This window comes from Streptococcus suis (genome assembly GCF_002964045.1).
Classification (GTDB): domain Bacteria; phylum Bacillota; class Bacilli; order Lactobacillales; family Streptococcaceae; genus Streptococcus; species Streptococcus suis_U.
On the sequence record NZ_POPB01000629.1, the window covers coordinates 1 to 16,654 of the forward strand.

Below are 16,654 nucleotides of genomic sequence, written 5' to 3' on the forward strand. Positions count from 1 at the left end.
ACATAGCGATTCTCCCTCTGCTTATTAGCTAGTATTCCTATCTCTATTATACTACTTTACATATGAAAAAGCCGTTAGAAATATAATTCTAACGACTTTGTCTTCAGTCTGAACAGTCCATTAAGGACTGTTTTTTTACTTGAGACCGTACTTTATACCCTTTTATTTATTATCATTTTTCATTAAATAATAAGATAAATATATAAATAGAAGAAAGTTTTTATTAAATTCTTATATATTCTTATCAACTATCATCAATCGGAACTTTTTCCGTTACCAAAATAAAGATTTCCCCACCTATTCCAAGGAATAAAAACCCTTATTTTTATACATCATTTTTGAATAAAAATAAAAAGCTAGTATTTCTAGCTTTTTCAGTTCCGTTTGTTTTAGATCCAGTTTATTGTGTGAGGCAATATTGAAAAAATAGAAATTTTAGAAAAACAGTCGCGTTTTTGGGGTGTTGTTCAAATTTTTCAGATTGCTTCAGGGAGGGAAGAGGTTCCCCTTCCCGGTCCCCATTCCATCACAAAGCCAGTAAAATCAAGGGGGGGCTATATTTCACATTCTCTAATTTTTATAATAAAAATTCTTTTTTTAAACTCTGTAACTCCCTTTTATTGAATTATTCTAATCAAATTTGTATCATTTTTATTATAAATTTTGCAAAATACCGCCATTTTTAATTAGTCATATCTTATATTCTGTCTAATTATGTTTCACTCTCTAAACTCAATACTATCAAGGCTTTCAGCTATTTCTTAAATAATTACTAGCATTTTCTTCGTTATGTCTAATTAACACTTGATATTTACCTTTAAATGTCAAAATTAGCCATCTTAGTATCTAGGTCATCTTGTCTAACTCCTATGTATATTAGCGTGATTGCTGGGCTTGAATGATTAAATATAGTCATCAAATCAGCTACATTCTTATACTTTTTATAATAATGATAGCCAAATGTTTTCCGCATGGTATGAGTACCTATATTCTCTATCCCTAAATCATTCCCAGCGGTCTTTAATATCCAGTAAACTGTACGGCGGTCTAGTGGTTTGTTTACACCGTTACGGCTTTGAAATAGATAATGATGGGGCGGTTTACCTTCTACATACTTCCTTAACTCGTTCTTTAATGTTCGGGTCATTTTTATAGTTTTCTGCTTACCTGTTTTTTGTTCCCGAACTCGAATGTGCCAGCCTTGGACGTCCTTAACTCTTAATTTTAAAATATCGCCAATTCTAAACCCTGTGTTTATTCCCACAAGAAATAGTATATAGTTCCTTTCATTCCATGACCTTAGATAGTCCTTCATGGCTTGAATATCGTCTTTGTCGCGTATTGGCTCAACTGCATTCATTAGCTTCTTTCCCTTCTTCCTCACGCGCATTCAGATTGTCATATTCACTAGCGGACTTATTCGGGAAATAGTGACGCTCTAAGTTTTCTAACCATTGGGCGTGCCCTTCCATCATTCCCTTATTCTTTCCATCGGTTCGCGTTCTGAAGTTCTCTACATTGGTTTGCTTCAATAATTCCACCTTCTTTCTGTATTAAAATTACAACACCTTACAACGCTTAACAACACTTAGAATTATAAAGTGTTGTAGCGAAAACCCTTGGGGCGCAAGGGGTTTGGAGATTTTACTACACTTACTACACTTTTTTTGAATACGTTGAATTTTTTTATAATATATATACATACACAAGAAAGTATATTTCTTTTTTATTACTTTATATATTATAAGTGTAGTAAGTGTAGTAATATTATGTAAAGCGTTGGGGCTGTTGGGGTTTCGTCACTACACTTTTTCTAAAAAGTGTTGTGCCAAGTGTTGTAAGTGTTGTAACTTATTTTTTCTTATAGCCCCTCTGCGCCTTCCCTTTGATTGGCACATATAGGGGTAAATAGTGGGGCTGGTCTTCCTTGGGGTAGAAACCTTTGGGAAGGTCTGCCCCTCTTGGTAGACTAATAGGATAAGACAATTTTTCCCAGTCTTCGGGTAAATATTGCGGAAAGTGAGTGTGAAAACCTTGACTACTGAAATTATGTTGAAAATTATGATAATCTGCAAAGCCTGTAAAGTACCACCATACCCAATCATTAGGGATAAAGGTAGAATGTAAATTAGTAAATAGATTTTGTGAAAATGCTAAAACAGGGTCAATGGCTTCCTGATATTCGTCAAGTAAATCTATAGACTTGCTAGGCTCTATAAAGTCCTTAAAATCTAGGTCGATAACTGTTTTTAATACGTATTCTAAAACGCTAGGGCGCGTGATATAATCGTTTTTGATTGCTCGGTTAGGTTTCCCCTTGAAGTGCTTATTAAAGGGCAAAATAACCATTCTACGCCGTATAGCGTGATAGTCTCCCCGTATCTTTGGTAGGGTGTTTGTTGACTGGATGACAACGGTTTTTATAAAAGTACTATACGCGTCTTTTCCTTTTTTCTCTACCGTTACAGTATCCCCACCAACTAGGCTGAATAGTTTAGAAGTATCACGAATAACCGCCCCAGCTTGCACATCATCGCCTATTATAGCTTGTTTCCCGATTGCTTGGGCTAGGGTAAAGCGATTATTTACATCTAAATCCGTTATCTTTATACTTGCTATGTTCTGCCGTCCTATTAGGTTTATAAATAACTCTTGTAACGTTCCCTTGCCTGTTCCGCCTTCTCCTACAAACCAAAACATTTTAGCGTAACTTTCTCCACGTACAACGGCATTGAGTAGTTGAAGTGATAGCTGATAAAGTTCTTTATCCCCGTTAAATAAATCTAATAGCCAGTCCTTAAACTCCCAGCCCTTTATAGTCGGGCTTTGGGCGTGTGGATTGTAGTTGGTTTGTATCTTATGAGTGAATACCCTTGTTTCTGTAAATGGTTCTAGTGTCCGTGTCTTGCGGTTGTAGATACCATTGCCAACTATTATCAAATGTGGGGCGTTTTCCGCCTGTATATGCGGTGCTTTTCGGGTTAAGTGATAAATACAATCACTAGCCCTTTTTTCGTTGTGCCGTGGCTCTATAATGCTTATAAAGTCTTTTAAAAATTCCCTATCATTGATATAAATTCCCTCATCAGGGTTATAAAAATAAACGGGTTTTGTTCCCTCATCGCTTTCAATTCTGCAAACTGTCAGCAATTCCGCCATATATTGGGCAACTATCAAAGGTGGAACAGGCTTTTTAATTTCTGCTTGTGCCTGCTTATCGTCTAACCCGTCTTCTAATAGCTTTCTATAGCGTTCTTCCTGCTTGTGTTGGACAAATTGAAATACTTTCCCTTGCCAACCTTTAAACGTTCTAAGCCGTATATCACGCGCATTATATGACATTTCTCCTGTTGTTTGTTTTCCGTACTGTGTAATACTACCCACCTTCTTTCTATGGTCTAGCTTATGATTTTTGTATCTAGTTTTTGCTGATTAATAATATATGCTATTGTATTTCCTGTATCTTCAGCAAAATAAAACCGTTTCATCATGTCTAAGAAATAACTTGCTAGGCTTGACCTTTTCACAATGGCAGAAAATAAATCTACTGCTTGTTCAAAATCATAGCCATGTAGATACATTTGTCTGATAAAAATAGCCGTTTCTTCCTTGGTGTAAATCCCATTTGTGATAGTATCAAACATCCAGCCATCTAGGTATAGTCTGCTTGCTTGTCTTTGCTGGTCTATCGTGTATCTTTCAAAGTCTTCTAACTTTGCTAATAGACTTGTTTTCATGATACTTATTGGATAATCTCTAATAAGTTCCCACCCTTTCGGGGCTGGTACTTTTTCAAATACTTTCAAAGTAATATTGTTTAGGCTGAAAGGTGTGATATAACCACCAAACGGCAAGTAGTAGAAAAAGCGGAAAAATTATCTTGCATTACTGCGCGTGTTGGATTATCTTTTAGTAAATCTAGTAGTGTTTGTTCCCCACGTTTTATAGTCACTTCCACAATGCTATACATCTATTTCCCTTTCTATGTTCTTGTGTTTCGCTATTTGTTGCTTTACCCATTCAGCCCTATCTTTCTCATCTGATAAAGATAAAAAATAATCTCTTTCCTCTTTTGTTATTTTTCCAGTTATAAACGCGAAAAGCACATCAAATAGTTCTGGCTCTTCTCTTGCAATAATTTTTAGTTGTTCTTCTATATCCATTCTTGAAACTCCTAATTATACTTCTTTCCTGCAAGCCAAATATAAGCCCCGTAGTTATCGTTTAAATGTTGCGTGGTATGTTTGCCCTCAGAAACTTTTTTAGGCTTGCTAGGGGCTTGAATACTGCCTAAACCAACGCCAAACCATAGAAAGAGGTTTAGCGGTGTAAATATTGCAATGAGTGTTAACGCTTGTTCTATTGTCATTTCTTGCATTTTATAAAATACCTCGTTCTTTTTGGTCTTTGATAATTAGATTGCGGATATAGCGCCAAATATTCCCAGTTGGCGCTGTTGCTAAATTGTTAGGATTTTCAAAAATCCGTTGTTCTTTATCCAGATAATCAAACAAAAGATAGTTGGGGCGCTTTCCGTTAACTTTTATCGCAAGTTCTAGTGCCTCGCTATCGTGTTTCCGTAACTCCCCTAACAAATAATCTACATTCATTTGATAAAACTCTTCATGACCTGCCTCAGCCTCATTATAAGCCTCTGAAAGCCTGTAAAACTCCATCCAGAGTGTTGTAATAGCTGTCCTACACTCTTCAGCAATTTCAGTAGCTCCCTTGTGACCTTTGGCGATATGCCAATCGCTTAAAATATCTAGCTTTTCTTCTGCAACTTGTAACCGTTCTTCAAATTGTTTAAAATACTGTTTCATGTATGATTTTCCTTATACCTTGGCTTCTAGCAATACTTCAAGCCGTTTCTTTTCTTCTTCGATTTGTTTTTCAAGCGCTCCTATACCTGCCATTAGTTCGCTATGATTGGCTGGTATAAAATAGCCTTTATGATTGCCTTTGCGGTTGCCAATAATTGGTATTTTATGCTTGATTATCAGCCGTCTAACACATTCCCTAACCGTTCTTTTATCTAGGTTGGTTTGTTGTGCTATGTGGCGTGCCGTGATGGCTTTTTCAATCCCTACACCGATTAGGCTATATATACGCTTGTCGTTTCCTTTTAAGTCCATTTTGACCCCCTTCCACATTTTATTCTTGTATTTCTGGTATTGGCTCGCGCGGTGGCGCGTGCTTTTTCCGTGTATTGACCTGTCTACAATTTTTCTTTTACTATACATGTTTTGGAACTAGCCTAGACTATCCCCAGCGGTTGCCCGCCCCAAACTTATCTTGTAAGTGTGTGCCAAAATAATAGCCTAGCTAGTGTGTGCTTTATGATTTTGAAAATCTTAATATCTTGAAATAAATATTATTAACTTGCCTTCTTATTGCGCTTATGGTATGATTAAGGCAATAACAAAGGCTTACAAGGGGTTGCCCTTCCTTGGTTATTGTTTAATCATTTGAAGGCTTGTCAGTTTGGTCGCTGGTGTAAGCCTTTTTTTGTTGTCATTCTTTCAACTTTTCCAGTATTTCGTCAACATCTCGCACATCATAGTAGATAGACTTCCCTTGACGTCGTGACCTTAACCCGCATGACTTTAAATATTTCATGTATTTGTGGTCAAAGCCGTATAACTCCATTACCTCCCCTTGTCGTAGGGGCTTTTTGTTTAGCCGTTCTATTTCGTCCTTTGCCATTTCACGCGCCAAAACTAGCGCACCGCGGACAAGTTCAAGGCTTGCGCTTTCGCTTAACAATGCTTCTGCCATTTGTTTTTTCCTTCCTGTTCAATATATCGCCTAAAATCGTCTATACGGCGTTTTTTTTGTTTTCTGGTATCTTTTTACTACCCATTCTAAAAAATAGCTAGAATGTGCCTTTTTTTGAGAATTTAACACCCTCTAGGCGTAAACCTCAGAAAATTCTTTGTAAATGTCGTCGGGGATTTCCGTTAGGGCTTGTTGCTGGAGCTGGATAGCCTTTAGGCGGTTTGTATCGCTTGCCGTTGGCTTATTGATAATGTCAGCCGTTGCCAAAACTTGCTTGAAATACTCGTCTAGCTTTAACTTCCGCCCCTCGGTAATTTCTTGTTTTTCTTCTCGTTTGGTTTTTAAGAATTGAAATTCGTCAATTTCATCATTCAACAAGCTATAAGAGATAATGCCACGGTGTCGCCATTGGTTAAAACGTGCCTTAATTCCCTCTATCGTCCAACCTTTTAGCCGTTCTAGGAGTAAATCAAAGCTAACTAGCCCATTATCTTCATAAACTTGTTGTAGTAGTTCCTGTGTAAATGGTGTTTTAGTCATCTTCCGTTTCTCCCTCGATATATTCCAGCTCCTTTTCTGTCAAAGTGCTATTGTATTCAGAAAGTAAGTAGCCTAGCCCTTCTTGTAAGCCTACCCATAGTTCGCAAAATTCCTTTTTGTCTGCTTCTTTCGGGATAAGGGGCTGAAAGTCCTCTACTTTTTCGGCTAGGTCATACAATTCATACAGTTGTTTGAGTAAATCTAGGTACTTTTTACGGCTGATAGTATAGTTTTTACGGGCTTTCTTCCGTTTCTTGCCCTTTGCTCGATAATGTAAGGTACGTTCTTCTAGCATTTCTTGGATCTGTACCCATGCTTGGGCGTTATGTTCCACCATATCAGGCAAAACTTCAGCGTTTTCATCTAGCCCCATAGCTTCCGCCATGTTTACCTTGTCATCTACCCATTTTTTAAACTCTTTATAGGTCTGTTTCTTGCTCATTTTGTGTTTTCTCCTTTAGTTTTTCTTGTAAATAGTCCTGTATCTCCCATATGAAACGGCTAACGGCTTCAAATTTGCCTGCTAGTGTCGTTTCTATGGCTTCATTATTCAAACTAGCTAGATAATCGGTAATATAGTCTAGCTCTTCATCTGACTTGTTAGCACGCTCTAGGAGTGCTTCAAGTTGTTTACTTGCCATTGTCTGCCCCTGTGTCATTTGTATGCTCCCAAAGGGCTTTATAATCGCCGTCATGGTCTAGGCTCTCTAGTAAGTAAAGAGCTTCATCGCCAAAATCTGCGATATGGTCTAGTGTTGTAGTGACTGCCATTTCTGGGAAGTCTGTATCTAGTGTACTGTCCGCCATATCCATTAGCATTAGTTCTAGGCTGATAACCCTTTCTAGTAATTCTTGGCGTGTTGCCTGTTGTCCTAAAAAGGCTCTACGCTCTATACAGTAGCGTTCTTCAAGTGTGGTCATGTTGTAGTTCCTTTCTAGCACGCGCCTGCGTGTTTATTCTTTGGATTAGGTGGGGAAACCTGTATTATCGTTTAATCATTTGTTTTTGTCGTTGGTCGTTGTTTTAAGGGGTACGCCCTTAAAATAGTTTTTAGTTCTTTTTTCTGCGCGTGATTGCCCTTGGTCGGAGGTCAATCATGAGTAAATAGCCATTGTAAGATAGCTAGAATGTGCCTAGCTGTCTTTTTTAGGGTTAGATAAAGTAGTCCGCCTATGGTTTACCTCCTTTCTTTGTCTGTGTCGTTTTCCTGTAGTGTGTGTGAAAGGTAGTTAGGAAAATTACACATCTTCTAGTAGCCAATTTATGACACTTTCATAGATACGGCGCGGGGCGTCATAGTTGCCCTGCTCTACTTTGGCAAGTGTGGGCGGTGTGATTTGCAACTTTTTAGCAAGTTCTAGTTTTCCGATTTGTAAGTCCGCACGCTTGCGCCGTACTTTTCTAGCATGGTCTTCCGTTAGTAGCATTTTTATCCCTCCTTTCTTAAACGAAAAAACTTTCGTTTACAAAGCAATGATAACCGAAAAAACTTTCGTTGTCAACAGGGAAATGAAATTTTTTTCGTTCATAATTTTATTTTTTTAAATGTTCATGTTATACTTGTTTTTGTGAGAGGTAGAAAACATGGAAACTAAAAACAGGTTAAAAGAATTACGGAAAGCAAGTAATTTTTCCCAAAAAGATTTTTTTGAAAACATAGTGAAAACCAAGTTAAAACTAGATGTAACTTTGCGAACCTATCAAAACTGGGAAAACCCTAATAATGAAATAAAATCCAAGCCAGCCCAAGCTTTAGCAGATTTTTTTGGTGTTCCTGTAGGATACCTATTGGGATATAACAAGGAAGATATTCTTGAAAAAGTAATAGAGTTTTTTAATAATATAGACTTTGAAAAATTATCGGAAACTTACCCAGACTATGAAACTTTAGAAAAAATCTCTGAAGCATACACGGAAATAGAAAACTATATAGATAACCCTTTGAAGTATGAAAAATTTGGTAAGGGGCTGACTAATGTAAATCAGTCTTATATACTTATAATCCAAAAACTTATCGAAAGTGATAAGGAATTTGGTACCAATTTCGCTGATATCCTTATAAACTATATTTCTTTAAACAATTCAGATAGACTAATAGTTTTTGACCTAATTCAAAAAATGGCTAACAAAGACACCTAAAAACGCCAACCCCAGCAGGTCGGCGCGTGGAAATATACAAATTGATTGACATATAACCTATAATGGGGGTATAATCATAGTGTAAAGAATTGTTGTGAGGACAATTCTAGCGCTAAATCAAAAAAGCCCCCAACGTGCCCAGCGTTGAGGGTTTTTGTTTGCCCCTGTTTGGGGTTAGTCGTCGTTATCGTCTAAATAATACTTAACTACTTCAGTCAAGATATTAACCAATAACGGCGCTAGAATACTTGTGAGGATAAGTTCTAGCAACTAAATCACCTCCCTTCAGTAAATTCAGGGGGCTTGTATATCTTATCAGATAATTTATTTTGTTGTCAAATTCTCCCCGCTTACACACGGCAACATGTAAGCAACCATATTTTTATAATTGATATTTAATCCCAAATACTATAAACTAGATAAACGGAGAAAGCATTTATAACGCCCGAGGGTGTATATTTGCGTGAGGTGTCTAGTTTTGCTAGGCACTTTTTTTCATTCTTAGCAACACTATTAGAATCCACTTATAAACACGCGCATACTATTTTATTCTTTCGATTAGGTGGGGAAACCAATAGGAAGGATAAACAAATGATTAAACAATACCAACTAAAAGACGGCTCTGTTAGATACTCTTATATTGCTTATGTAGGTATAGACCCACTTACAGGCAAAGAAAAGCGCGTAAGGAAAAGAGGTTTTAAAACTAAGAAAGAAGCCAAAATAGCTGAAAGCCAATTACTTCTAAAAGTGGATCATGAAGGATTTTTTGACAAGCCAGATAGAATAACCTTTGAGGAAGTCTATAAGATATGGCTGGAACACTATAAAAACACCGTGAAGGCCAGTACATACGCCAGACAAAAGGCACAAGCAGACCTACATATCATTCCAGCATTTGGCGCGTGCTACGTGGATAAAATAAGCCTACCAATGTGCCAAAAACAGGCACAAGAATGGTTTAAGGGCTACAAGAAATATGCTAACTTTATCGGTATGACTAAGATGGTTTTAGATTTTGCGGTAAATATGGGCTATATTCATGATAACCCCATGAAGAAGATAATAAAGCCCCGTAAATCCTCTGAAGTCGATGAAGAAGAAAAGAAAAAAGAAAACTTTTACAGCCGTGAAGACTTGCAAAAGTTCCTAGACTGCGTAGCAAAGGAAGACAAGGAAGAAATAGCTTGTATTTTCCGCTTACTTGCCTTTACAGGTATGAGAAAAAGCGAAGTTCTTGCCCTACGGTGGAAAGACTTAGACTTCTTTACCTCACGTTTATCAGTTAGCCAAATAGTAGCCTACGGAGAAAATAACACTATTGTCTATCAAACACCCAAAACAAAAAAGAGTAAGCGCACTATCACGCTTGACCCTGTTACCGTGTCTATTCTGAAAAAGTGGGAAAAGACTAGACATTTTTTAAACTTCCCCCAGCGCGTGAAACCAACTGACCTAGTTTTTCCAGCAGAAACAGGCAACGCGCATAGTTTTGATTATATAAACTATAATCTACGTTGTATTCTAAAAAAATATGACTTACCTTACATAACGCCCCACGGTTTCCGCCATACACATTGTAGCTTACTTTTTGAAGCTGGGGCATCGATTAAAGAAGTACAGGAAAGACTAGGGCATGAAGATATAAAAACAACTATGAATATTTACGCTCATGTTACGGAAAATACAAAAGAAAAAACGGCTGAAAAGTTTGCCCAATTTTTGGGAATGTAACGCCCAGCCGTTACCATTTCCGTTACCATTTCAAAAAGAAAACCATTCCCAAGGCTCGGGAATGGCTTGAAATCAACGTTTCTAACGGTTTTATAACGCTGATTATTTGAGACCGTACTTTTTGTTGAAACGATCCACACGTCCATCTGCTTGAGTGAACTTTTGACGTCCAGTATAGAATGGGTGTGAATCTGATGAAATTTCCACACGGATCAATGGGTAAGTTTCACCTTCGAATTCAACTGTTTCGTTAGATTTCTTAGTTGAACCGCTAAGGAACTTGTAGCCAGTAGTTGTGTCCATGAAGACAACAGTGCGATATTCTGGATGGATATCTTTTTTCATTTTAATAATTCCTTTCTGCCATGGTCTCTTTCCGAGCCATAGATTATAACCATTTAAGTTTACCAAAAGTTTGTTCTTATGGCAAGTCTTTTTACCTATTTTTTTAATATTTTTTCAAGTTATAGTACGGAAGCTCCTGAAGCAAGGTCAGAAGTTACTCTGGCGCCAAATCCCCCTCTTGAAGGACTGCCCAAGCTATCAGAAATCCTTTCTTTACCAGCAAGAACTTTCTCAGACAGTCCCGAAGTCACAAGAATCCTACCATCAAGCCCTATCAGCACCGCCTCAATACCATCTGTTGCTTCCACTATCTTATAAATATGAGGTATATCTTGACCAAACAGTCGAGTCGTCCAAATCTCACCATCAACAGATTGTTTGGACACAATGGTCAAACTAGCTAGCTGCGACTCGATTGGATAGCCTGTTTCAGGACTGAGAATATGGTGGTAAGTCTTCCCGTTTACTGTAAGGGTTCTTTCGTAAATACCAGAGGTGACAACCGATTCCTCTCCTATGTTGAGGACGAGGGCATTTTCACCACGTGGTTTCTGAGGATCCTGAATCCCTATTCGCCAGAAACCATCTTGATTGTGGGGAGCTTGACCAAAGGTCAGAACATTGCCTCCCAGGTTAATCAGTCCAGCCTCCACACCTATTCTTTTAAGGAAGTCGACAATCTTATCAGCTACATATCCTTTAGCCAGAGCACCCAAATCAATCGCCATACCTTCTTTTTTCAAATAGACTGTCTGCTCCTCATCATCTAATTCAATGTCCCTTGGATTGATGAGTTGGAGTTTTTCACTGATCATTTCTTGAGTTGGAAGTTTGGCATCACTAAATCCAATCCGCCAGCTTTGTACAAGAGGGCCAATGGTAATATTCAAAAAAGATCCCTGAGCCAGACTGTGTTCTTTGCCCAATTTGATCAATTCATACAGGTCATCGGCAACAGGAACCGCCTGAACACCCGCATTGATATTGACCTCCATCAATTCAGAGGTCAAATCATTGGCAGAAAACCGATCCTTGTAGAGATAGAGTAACTCTTCTACCTGGTCCAAAATCGGTTCTGCCTGAGGATGCCAAATTCTGGTTTCAATGATGGTTCCCATAAGACGAAGGGAGCGACTACTTGCTTGCATTCCTCACTACCTCTTGTATTTCTTGGTATATTTTCTCATTTTCGGAGAGTGAATAAGAGTTAGCACCACTTGCTAGTGGGTGGCCACCGCCATCGTGGCGTTTGGCAATCTCGTTGATTGGAATGTACTTACTGCGTAGTCGTACTCGATAGTTTCCGTCAGTTTGTTCCACAAAAATCCCCCAAGATTGAACCATCCCAATCCGTCCTGGTGCACCTACGATAAAGGAAGTGTCCGCATCGGTCACACCGTATTTTTTGAGAATATCCTGTGTCAAAACAACACGTGCCGCACCATGTTCATCCACTTCCAAGTTGTCGTAGACGTAACCTGTCAACTTGGCAATCTTGAAATCAATGGTATCCATCTGGCGAGACATCCTTGCGAAGTCAAAATCTTCTTGGCGGAGACGAGCAACAATCTCAAAGGTACGTGAACTGGTTGCCGGATAGAGAAAGCGTCCTGTATCGCCAACAATTCCTGCATAGAGTAGACGGGCAGTTTCTGCGTCTAGTTCCAGTTGGCTTTGAAGGGCCAATTCCGCAATCATTTCACTACAAGAACTAGCTTCCGTATTGACCCAGAGCAGGTCGCCATAAGGCTCTTCATTGGGGTGATGATCGATTTTAATCAGGAAATCACCCTGAGTATAGCGGTCATCATCCACACGTGCCGTATTGGCAGTATCTGTCACGATAACCAAGGCTCCTTGATAGTCTTGATCTGCAACTACGTCCATTCCTGCCATCCAAGCAAGGTTCGGCTCCTCAAAACCGGTTACCTTGATGGTTTTTTCAGGAAAATTCTTCTGCAAGAGTTTCTGCAAACCCACCTGACTGCCAATCGCATCTGGATCTGGTCGTTGGTGGCGATGAATGATAATGGTGTCGTATTCACGAATTTTTTCAATAATAGTATTATAAATAGTCATAGCAACTCCTTTTCATCATTTTAGCACAAACTTCCCCTTTTGAAAATGATGGGAGTGTGATATAATATGATTACTATGTAATTTGGAGGAAATTATGGTACTAGCAAAAATAGTTTACGCTAGTATGACTGGTAACACAGAAGAAATTGCTGACATTGTCGCCAGTAAGCTAGAAGAGTTAGGTTTGGAAGTACAGGTTCACGAATGTACGACTATTGAGACAGAAGAAATCTTGGATGCGGACCTTATTGTCGTTGCCAGCTACACCTATTCTTACGGTGGAGACGGTGAGCTTCCAGATGAAATTGTGGATTTCTATGCTGACCTAGCTGACTTAGATTTGACTGGTAAGGTCTACGGTGTTTGCGGTTCTGGTGATACCTTCTATGATGACTTCTGTAGTGCAGTAGATGACTTTGATGTCATGTTGGGGTCACGTGGTGCAGTCAAAGGTGCTGAAAATGTCAAGGTAGACCTGGCTGCTGAAGACGAGGATATCGTCAACCTTGAGCAATTTGCAACTGACCTTGCTGCAAAAGTAAATGAATAATTAACTTAACCAGCCTGAACAAAAGTTCAATGCCGTTTCTCAGAGTTCGTGTCAACATCTCAGCGCAGTGGTTGATTGGCAGATTTGTTCGTGTTTCTCACTTCAAATCTGACCTCACGACTGTTGCGAACAGAGTTCGCTTCATTTCCAACCTCAAAAGGTTCACTGAACCTTTTGAGCTGTACGGGGATGGGAGTAAAATAGTCCAGTGGACTATTTTAGCCCGAACCTAGATATTTGGAAGTGAGGAGAACTCTTTTTTGACTAGTCGAGTTCTTTCCCACTCCCGGTTTTCTTAAAAAGGAGGAAAAAATGAATTTAGAACACATCCGCGAACAGATAAATTCGATTGATAGCCAATTGGTTGACTTGCTAGAACAACGTATGGAGTTGGTCGACCAAGTTACAGCTTACAAACGAGCAACAGGTAAGCCTGTTTTAGATACCAGCCGAGAAAATGCGGTCCTTGAACGAGTTGGAAACCTCGTCCAAAAGGAGGATTACCGCTCTGCTATTCAAGCGACCTTTAGCGATATGATGGCACAATCGAGAGCCTATCAAGCTGCAAAATTAGCTCAAGATGACCAGTAAAGTCAAGCAAGCTACCCAATTCCTCGCCTTTTCTATTCTAATAGGACTGATAGCAGGATTGGTGACCACACTCTTTGGGAAAATTCTACTAGAGGTTGGTGACTTACGGTCTGAATTCTTTACTTATTTAATCCCCTTTCTACCACTTGCAGGGTTGGTGATTGTTTTCGTTTATCAAAAATGGGGGAGGGAAGTCCAAGCAGGTATGGGCTTAGTCTTCAAAGCTGGACAAGGGGAGAATGTGCACATTTCTCCAGTTCTCGTTCCGCTCATCATCTCCACAACTTGGCTCAGTCATCTTTTTGGCGCTTCCGTTGGCCGCGAGGGGGTAGCTGTCCAACTTGGTGCTAGTCTTTCACACTGGTTACAAAAACAAGGCTTCAAAGACTTGCCCAAAGACATGGTAACAAAGATTGGTATGGCCGCAGGTTTTGCAGGGCTATTTCAAACACCCTTGGCTGCTAGTTTCTTTGCCATTGAAGTATTAATCGTTGGCCAATATACTTGGACTAGTCTTCCCTATTGTCTAGTCGCCGCTTTCACAGCTTCTACTACTTCTTATTTTTTGGGATTAGAGAAATTTTCGCATGCCATCGTGACTACCTCATTCCAGTTTACAGATAGTTTCAAATGGACCTTGATTGCCATCTGCTTCGGATTTGTCGGTAATCTATTTGCCTGGTTTTTGGCACAAGCAAAAAACATCTCAACTAGATTGCTTCCAAATCCTTATATAAAAATTGCTATCATGGGAATCGAGCTAAGCATTCTACTATTCTATTTCCATCAAGGTCGTTATGCTGGTTTGGGAACCAATTTGATTGAGGTTAGTTTAGCTGGGGAACAGGTGTTTGATTACGATTGGCTACTAAAACTCCTACTCACCTGTCTTTGTTTGGCTGCAGGTTTTCAAGGGGGCGAAGTCACGCCACTATTTGCGATTGGAGCAAGTGCTGGTGCTGTTTTAGCTGGATTACTTGGTCTACCTACTGAACTTGTTGCAGCCCTTGGGTATTGTGCCGTATTTGGAACAGCCACCAACACCTTACTAGCTCCGATATTTATTGGGTATGAGGTATTTGGAGCCAACCTAATCCCCTATGCCATTCCTTTCCTTGCCATAGCTTATCTTGTAAACAGAAAACAGACTATTTATGGACAACAGATAAGAAAGTAATAACAAAAAGCCTATGAATAGCTCCCTGTCAGGTGGACAATGAAATAATAAAAGATTCGGCGACGGCCTTGTTCCTCATTTCAAGAGGGGCAAGGCCGTTGTTGCTTTCTTGAAAACGTTGATGATTATAAAAGTAGATATAGGCATCAATATCTGACACCAGCTACTCAAAGGTCTTATATTTCTTCAAATTATAGTCTGTTTCTTTTGGCTTGTACCGTTCATGATATTGCTTTAAAAAAACTCTTATTTAATTCGTCAATGAATTGTAAAAGCGTTTATGCCGTTACTCTATCCCATGATTGGCGTAAAGTTGTTCCGTGTAAATCTGCGTCTAGCAAATCGTCAAAGTCTTTAACAATAATAGCATTGACTCCGAATAGTTCTGAAATGACACGTTCCTCGCCAAAAAAAACGATATAGTACTCACATCCAACTAGCTTGATGTCATATTCCATATTACAATCAAATCCCTCTTTTAACTCATCCAAAGATGAAAAAAATGTCTTTTTCATGTCTGATACCCTCCAAATCTGAATTTGAAATCTCTTGAGTTTTAGTTAATGACTTATATTTCGAACGTGATTTTTTTCAACTCCCCGGTTTTTTTAGCTTTATACCATGTCCAACTAAGTTGATGTGGAACTATTGGATGATTTGTCAGATTCTTATGGTTAGTATTATCTAAATCAAATTTAGATCTACCTCTTTTGTCAAAATATCACCTTGAATAGAGTTCTCCATCTTTTATTAGCGATATCGCACTGTTAGGTGTTGATAAAATTGGGATATTTTCATCATAGATAACCGAACCATTAGCTTTAGCCTCGTTCATCCACTTGACATCTGCTGCAATTTTTGAATAGCCCTATATTCTTCAGTGTTATTATACCTCATGTATCTATACTTTTCTAGTGTTTTAGGCGCTTTACCTCCCATTAGGTCAACGATTTCTTTATATGCTTTTTCGGTTGTGCTAACCTTATCTCTAACAATGTCTTACAAGATACACTTCCTGAAAACTTCTCACGGCTATAATCACGACCTAAGAAATCATATTCGCACTTATTCAAAGCAAAACAAGAACAGTCATTTAATAAAGTCAGGAATTTAATGGAAAAATTTGGAGCGAATTTGGGGCGAGAAAGTCATAACCACCCGTGAAAACGGGTGGCTTGTACACCGGCTATAAGCCGTTTCTCTCCAGCGACGTCTAAAGACGTTCGCTGAACTTCGTTCAGGTTAGTGCTATAACTACTTGACTAATGCCCGTAACAACGGGCTTTTATCTCGTTCTAAAACTGCCATCTGAAAATGGATCTTCATACTCTTTGACACTCAATTTATCAAGTGCAATGTCATTTTTCTCCTGCTCGCGAATATATTTCGCAACTGTCTTTTCATTCAGTCCAACGGTACTAACATAGTAGCCTCTAGCCCTAAACTTTCGATTTCCATACTTATATTTTAAATTGGCATGTTTATCAAATATCATTAGAGCACTTTTGCTTTTCAAATATCCCATAAAATCGGAAATCGAAAGTTTCGGAGGTATCAAGACAAGCATATGAACATGGTCTGGCATCATGTGTCCCTCAATGATTTCAACGCCTTTGTATTGACATAGATGACGGAAAATATCAATTAAGTCCTGCCTAATTTTGTAGTAAATGGACTTTCTCCGGTACTTAGGTGTGAAAACTATGTGATATTTGCACAT

The 16,654-nt window shown here is 38.8% G+C and carries 24 protein-coding genes and 1 pseudogene; 5 read left to right on the plus strand and 20 right to left on the minus strand.

Annotation, left to right across the window (positions count from 1 at the left end):
* Window positions 1-817: 817 nt before the first annotated feature.
* The 14 genes from C1E99_RS13615 to C1E99_RS13680 all read right to left on the minus strand — a co-directional run bounded on the left by C1E99_RS13615 (window position 818) and on the right by C1E99_RS13680 (window position 7,746).
* On the minus strand, window positions 818-1,360 hold the full coding sequence (locus C1E99_RS13615) for a site-specific integrase (protein ID WP_024404251.1): 543 nt from the start codon (window positions 1,358-1,360) through the stop codon (window positions 818-820).
* Window positions 1,347-1,475 (minus strand): hypothetical protein, encoded by a 129-nt coding sequence (locus C1E99_RS15440; protein WP_023370066.1) that lies wholly within the window; start codon window positions 1,473-1,475, stop codon window positions 1,347-1,349. The genes C1E99_RS13615 and C1E99_RS15440 overlap by 14 nt, the downstream gene beginning before the upstream one ends.
* 376 nt (window positions 1,476-1,851) lie before the next feature.
* Window positions 1,852-3,342, minus strand: coding sequence for a DNA primase family protein (locus tag C1E99_RS13625; RefSeq protein WP_238146254.1), 1,491 nt, complete (start codon window positions 3,340-3,342; stop codon window positions 1,852-1,854).
* A gap of 56 nt (window positions 3,343-3,398) precedes the next feature.
* Window positions 3,399-3,806, minus strand: coding sequence for a hypothetical protein (locus C1E99_RS13630; protein WP_238146255.1), 408 nt, complete (start codon window positions 3,804-3,806; stop codon window positions 3,399-3,401).
* 156 nt (window positions 3,807-3,962) lie between these two features.
* Window positions 3,963-4,163: a hypothetical protein gene (locus C1E99_RS13635; protein WP_024404247.1), complete on the minus strand. Its 201-nt coding sequence runs from the start codon at window positions 4,161-4,163 to the stop codon at window positions 3,963-3,965.
* An 11-nt stretch (window positions 4,164-4,174) separates the two neighbouring features.
* Window positions 4,175-4,378 carry a hypothetical protein gene (locus C1E99_RS13640; protein WP_105207814.1) on the minus strand — a complete coding sequence of 68 codons (204 nt, stop codon included), beginning with the start codon at window positions 4,376-4,378 and terminating at the stop codon, window positions 4,175-4,177.
* A gap of 1 nt (window position 4,379) precedes the next feature.
* Window positions 4,380-4,823, minus strand: coding sequence for a hypothetical protein (locus tag C1E99_RS13645; RefSeq protein ID WP_105207815.1), 444 nt, complete (start codon window positions 4,821-4,823; stop codon window positions 4,380-4,382).
* Between the two features lie 12 nt (window positions 4,824-4,835).
* On the minus strand, window positions 4,836-5,135 hold the full coding sequence (locus C1E99_RS13650) for a DNA-binding protein (protein ID WP_238146256.1): 300 nt from the start codon (window positions 5,133-5,135) through the stop codon (window positions 4,836-4,838).
* 379 nt (window positions 5,136-5,514) lie between these two features.
* A complete protein-coding gene (locus C1E99_RS13655) occupies window positions 5,515-5,778 on the minus strand; it encodes a hypothetical protein (RefSeq protein ID WP_024404243.1) in 264 nt (87 codons plus the stop codon).
* A 132-nt stretch (window positions 5,779-5,910) separates the two neighbouring features.
* Window positions 5,911-6,318, minus strand: coding sequence for a hypothetical protein (locus C1E99_RS13660; protein WP_023370052.1), 408 nt, complete (start codon window positions 6,316-6,318; stop codon window positions 5,911-5,913).
* Complete coding sequence (locus C1E99_RS15350) at window positions 6,311-6,760, minus strand: hypothetical protein (protein WP_238146257.1); 450 nt, start codon at window positions 6,758-6,760, stop codon at window positions 6,311-6,313. Before C1E99_RS15350 ends, C1E99_RS13660 begins: the two co-directional genes overlap by 8 nt.
* On the minus strand, window positions 6,738-6,959 hold the full coding sequence (locus C1E99_RS13670; protein ID WP_044765151.1) for a hypothetical protein: 222 nt from the start codon (window positions 6,957-6,959) through the stop codon (window positions 6,738-6,740). The genes C1E99_RS15350 and C1E99_RS13670 overlap by 23 nt, the downstream gene beginning before the upstream one ends.
* On the minus strand, window positions 6,949-7,239 hold the full coding sequence (locus tag C1E99_RS13675; RefSeq protein ID WP_161951228.1) for a hypothetical protein: 291 nt from the start codon (window positions 7,237-7,239) through the stop codon (window positions 6,949-6,951). Before C1E99_RS13675 ends, C1E99_RS13670 begins: the two co-directional genes overlap by 11 nt.
* 318 nt (window positions 7,240-7,557) lie before the next feature.
* The gene (locus tag C1E99_RS13680) at window positions 7,558-7,746 is read right to left on the minus strand and encodes a DNA-binding protein (RefSeq protein WP_087013485.1); all 189 of its coding nucleotides are present in this window, start codon (window positions 7,744-7,746) and stop codon (window positions 7,558-7,560) included.
* 157 nt (window positions 7,747-7,903) lie between these two features.
* On the opposite strand from C1E99_RS13680, the gene C1E99_RS15355 reads away from it, so the two are divergent.
* On the plus strand, window positions 7,904-8,458 hold the full coding sequence (locus tag C1E99_RS15355; RefSeq protein ID WP_238146258.1) for a helix-turn-helix domain-containing protein: 555 nt from the start codon (window positions 7,904-7,906) through the stop codon (window positions 8,456-8,458).
* Window positions 8,459-9,049: 591 nt separating this feature from the next.
* Entirely contained in the window at window positions 9,050-10,192 is a 1,143-nt protein-coding gene (locus tag C1E99_RS13690) for a site-specific integrase (protein ID WP_105207818.1), read from the plus strand.
* A 102-nt stretch (window positions 10,193-10,294) separates the two neighbouring features.
* Here the strand turns inward: C1E99_RS13690 and C1E99_RS13695 are convergent, their stop codons facing one another.
* The 3 genes from C1E99_RS13695 to C1E99_RS13705 form a co-directional block, all read right to left on the minus strand.
* The gene (locus tag C1E99_RS13695) at window positions 10,295-10,537 is read right to left on the minus strand and encodes a type B 50S ribosomal protein L31 (protein WP_012027466.1); all 243 of its coding nucleotides are present in this window, start codon (window positions 10,535-10,537) and stop codon (window positions 10,295-10,297) included.
* A 119-nt stretch (window positions 10,538-10,656) separates the two neighbouring features.
* Window positions 10,657-11,685, minus strand: coding sequence for an FAD:protein FMN transferase (locus C1E99_RS13700; protein WP_105207819.1), 1,029 nt, complete (start codon window positions 11,683-11,685; stop codon window positions 10,657-10,659).
* Window positions 11,672-12,616 (minus strand): DHH family phosphoesterase, encoded by a 945-nt coding sequence (locus C1E99_RS13705; RefSeq protein WP_105100683.1) that lies wholly within the window; start codon window positions 12,614-12,616, stop codon window positions 11,672-11,674. Before C1E99_RS13705 ends, C1E99_RS13700 begins: the two co-directional genes overlap by 14 nt.
* A gap of 94 nt (window positions 12,617-12,710) precedes the next feature.
* On the opposite strand from C1E99_RS13705, the gene C1E99_RS13710 reads away from it, so the two are divergent.
* The 3 genes from C1E99_RS13710 (at window position 12,711) to C1E99_RS13725 (ending at window position 14,934) form a co-directional block, all read left to right on the plus strand.
* Window positions 12,711-13,166 (plus strand): flavodoxin, encoded by a 456-nt coding sequence (locus tag C1E99_RS13710; protein ID WP_105207820.1) that lies wholly within the window; start codon window positions 12,711-12,713, stop codon window positions 13,164-13,166.
* 312 nt (window positions 13,167-13,478) lie between these two features.
* On the plus strand, window positions 13,479-13,757 hold the full coding sequence (locus C1E99_RS13720; protein WP_105108043.1) for a chorismate mutase: 279 nt from the start codon (window positions 13,479-13,481) through the stop codon (window positions 13,755-13,757).
* Window positions 13,747-14,934, plus strand: a complete 1,188-nt coding sequence (locus tag C1E99_RS13725; protein ID WP_161951229.1) for a chloride channel protein — start codon at window positions 13,747-13,749, stop codon at window positions 14,932-14,934. Before C1E99_RS13720 ends, C1E99_RS13725 begins: the two co-directional genes overlap by 11 nt.
* Before the next feature lie 28 nt (window positions 14,935-14,962).
* Here the strand turns inward: C1E99_RS13725 and C1E99_RS13730 are convergent.
* The 3 genes and pseudogenes from C1E99_RS13730 to tnpA all read right to left on the minus strand — a co-directional run.
* A pseudogene (locus tag C1E99_RS13730) lies at window positions 14,963-15,130 on the minus strand (IS3 family transposase); the annotation flags it as partial.
* 82 nt (window positions 15,131-15,212) lie between these two features.
* Window positions 15,213-15,449 carry a hypothetical protein gene (locus C1E99_RS13735; RefSeq protein WP_105207821.1) on the minus strand — a complete coding sequence of 79 codons (237 nt, stop codon included), beginning with the start codon at window positions 15,447-15,449 and terminating at the stop codon, window positions 15,213-15,215.
* A gap of 770 nt (window positions 15,450-16,219) precedes the next feature.
* Window positions 16,220-16,654 (minus strand): IS200/IS605 family transposase, encoded by a 435-nt coding sequence (gene tnpA / locus C1E99_RS13740; RefSeq protein WP_105207822.1) that lies wholly within the window; start codon window positions 16,652-16,654, stop codon window positions 16,220-16,222.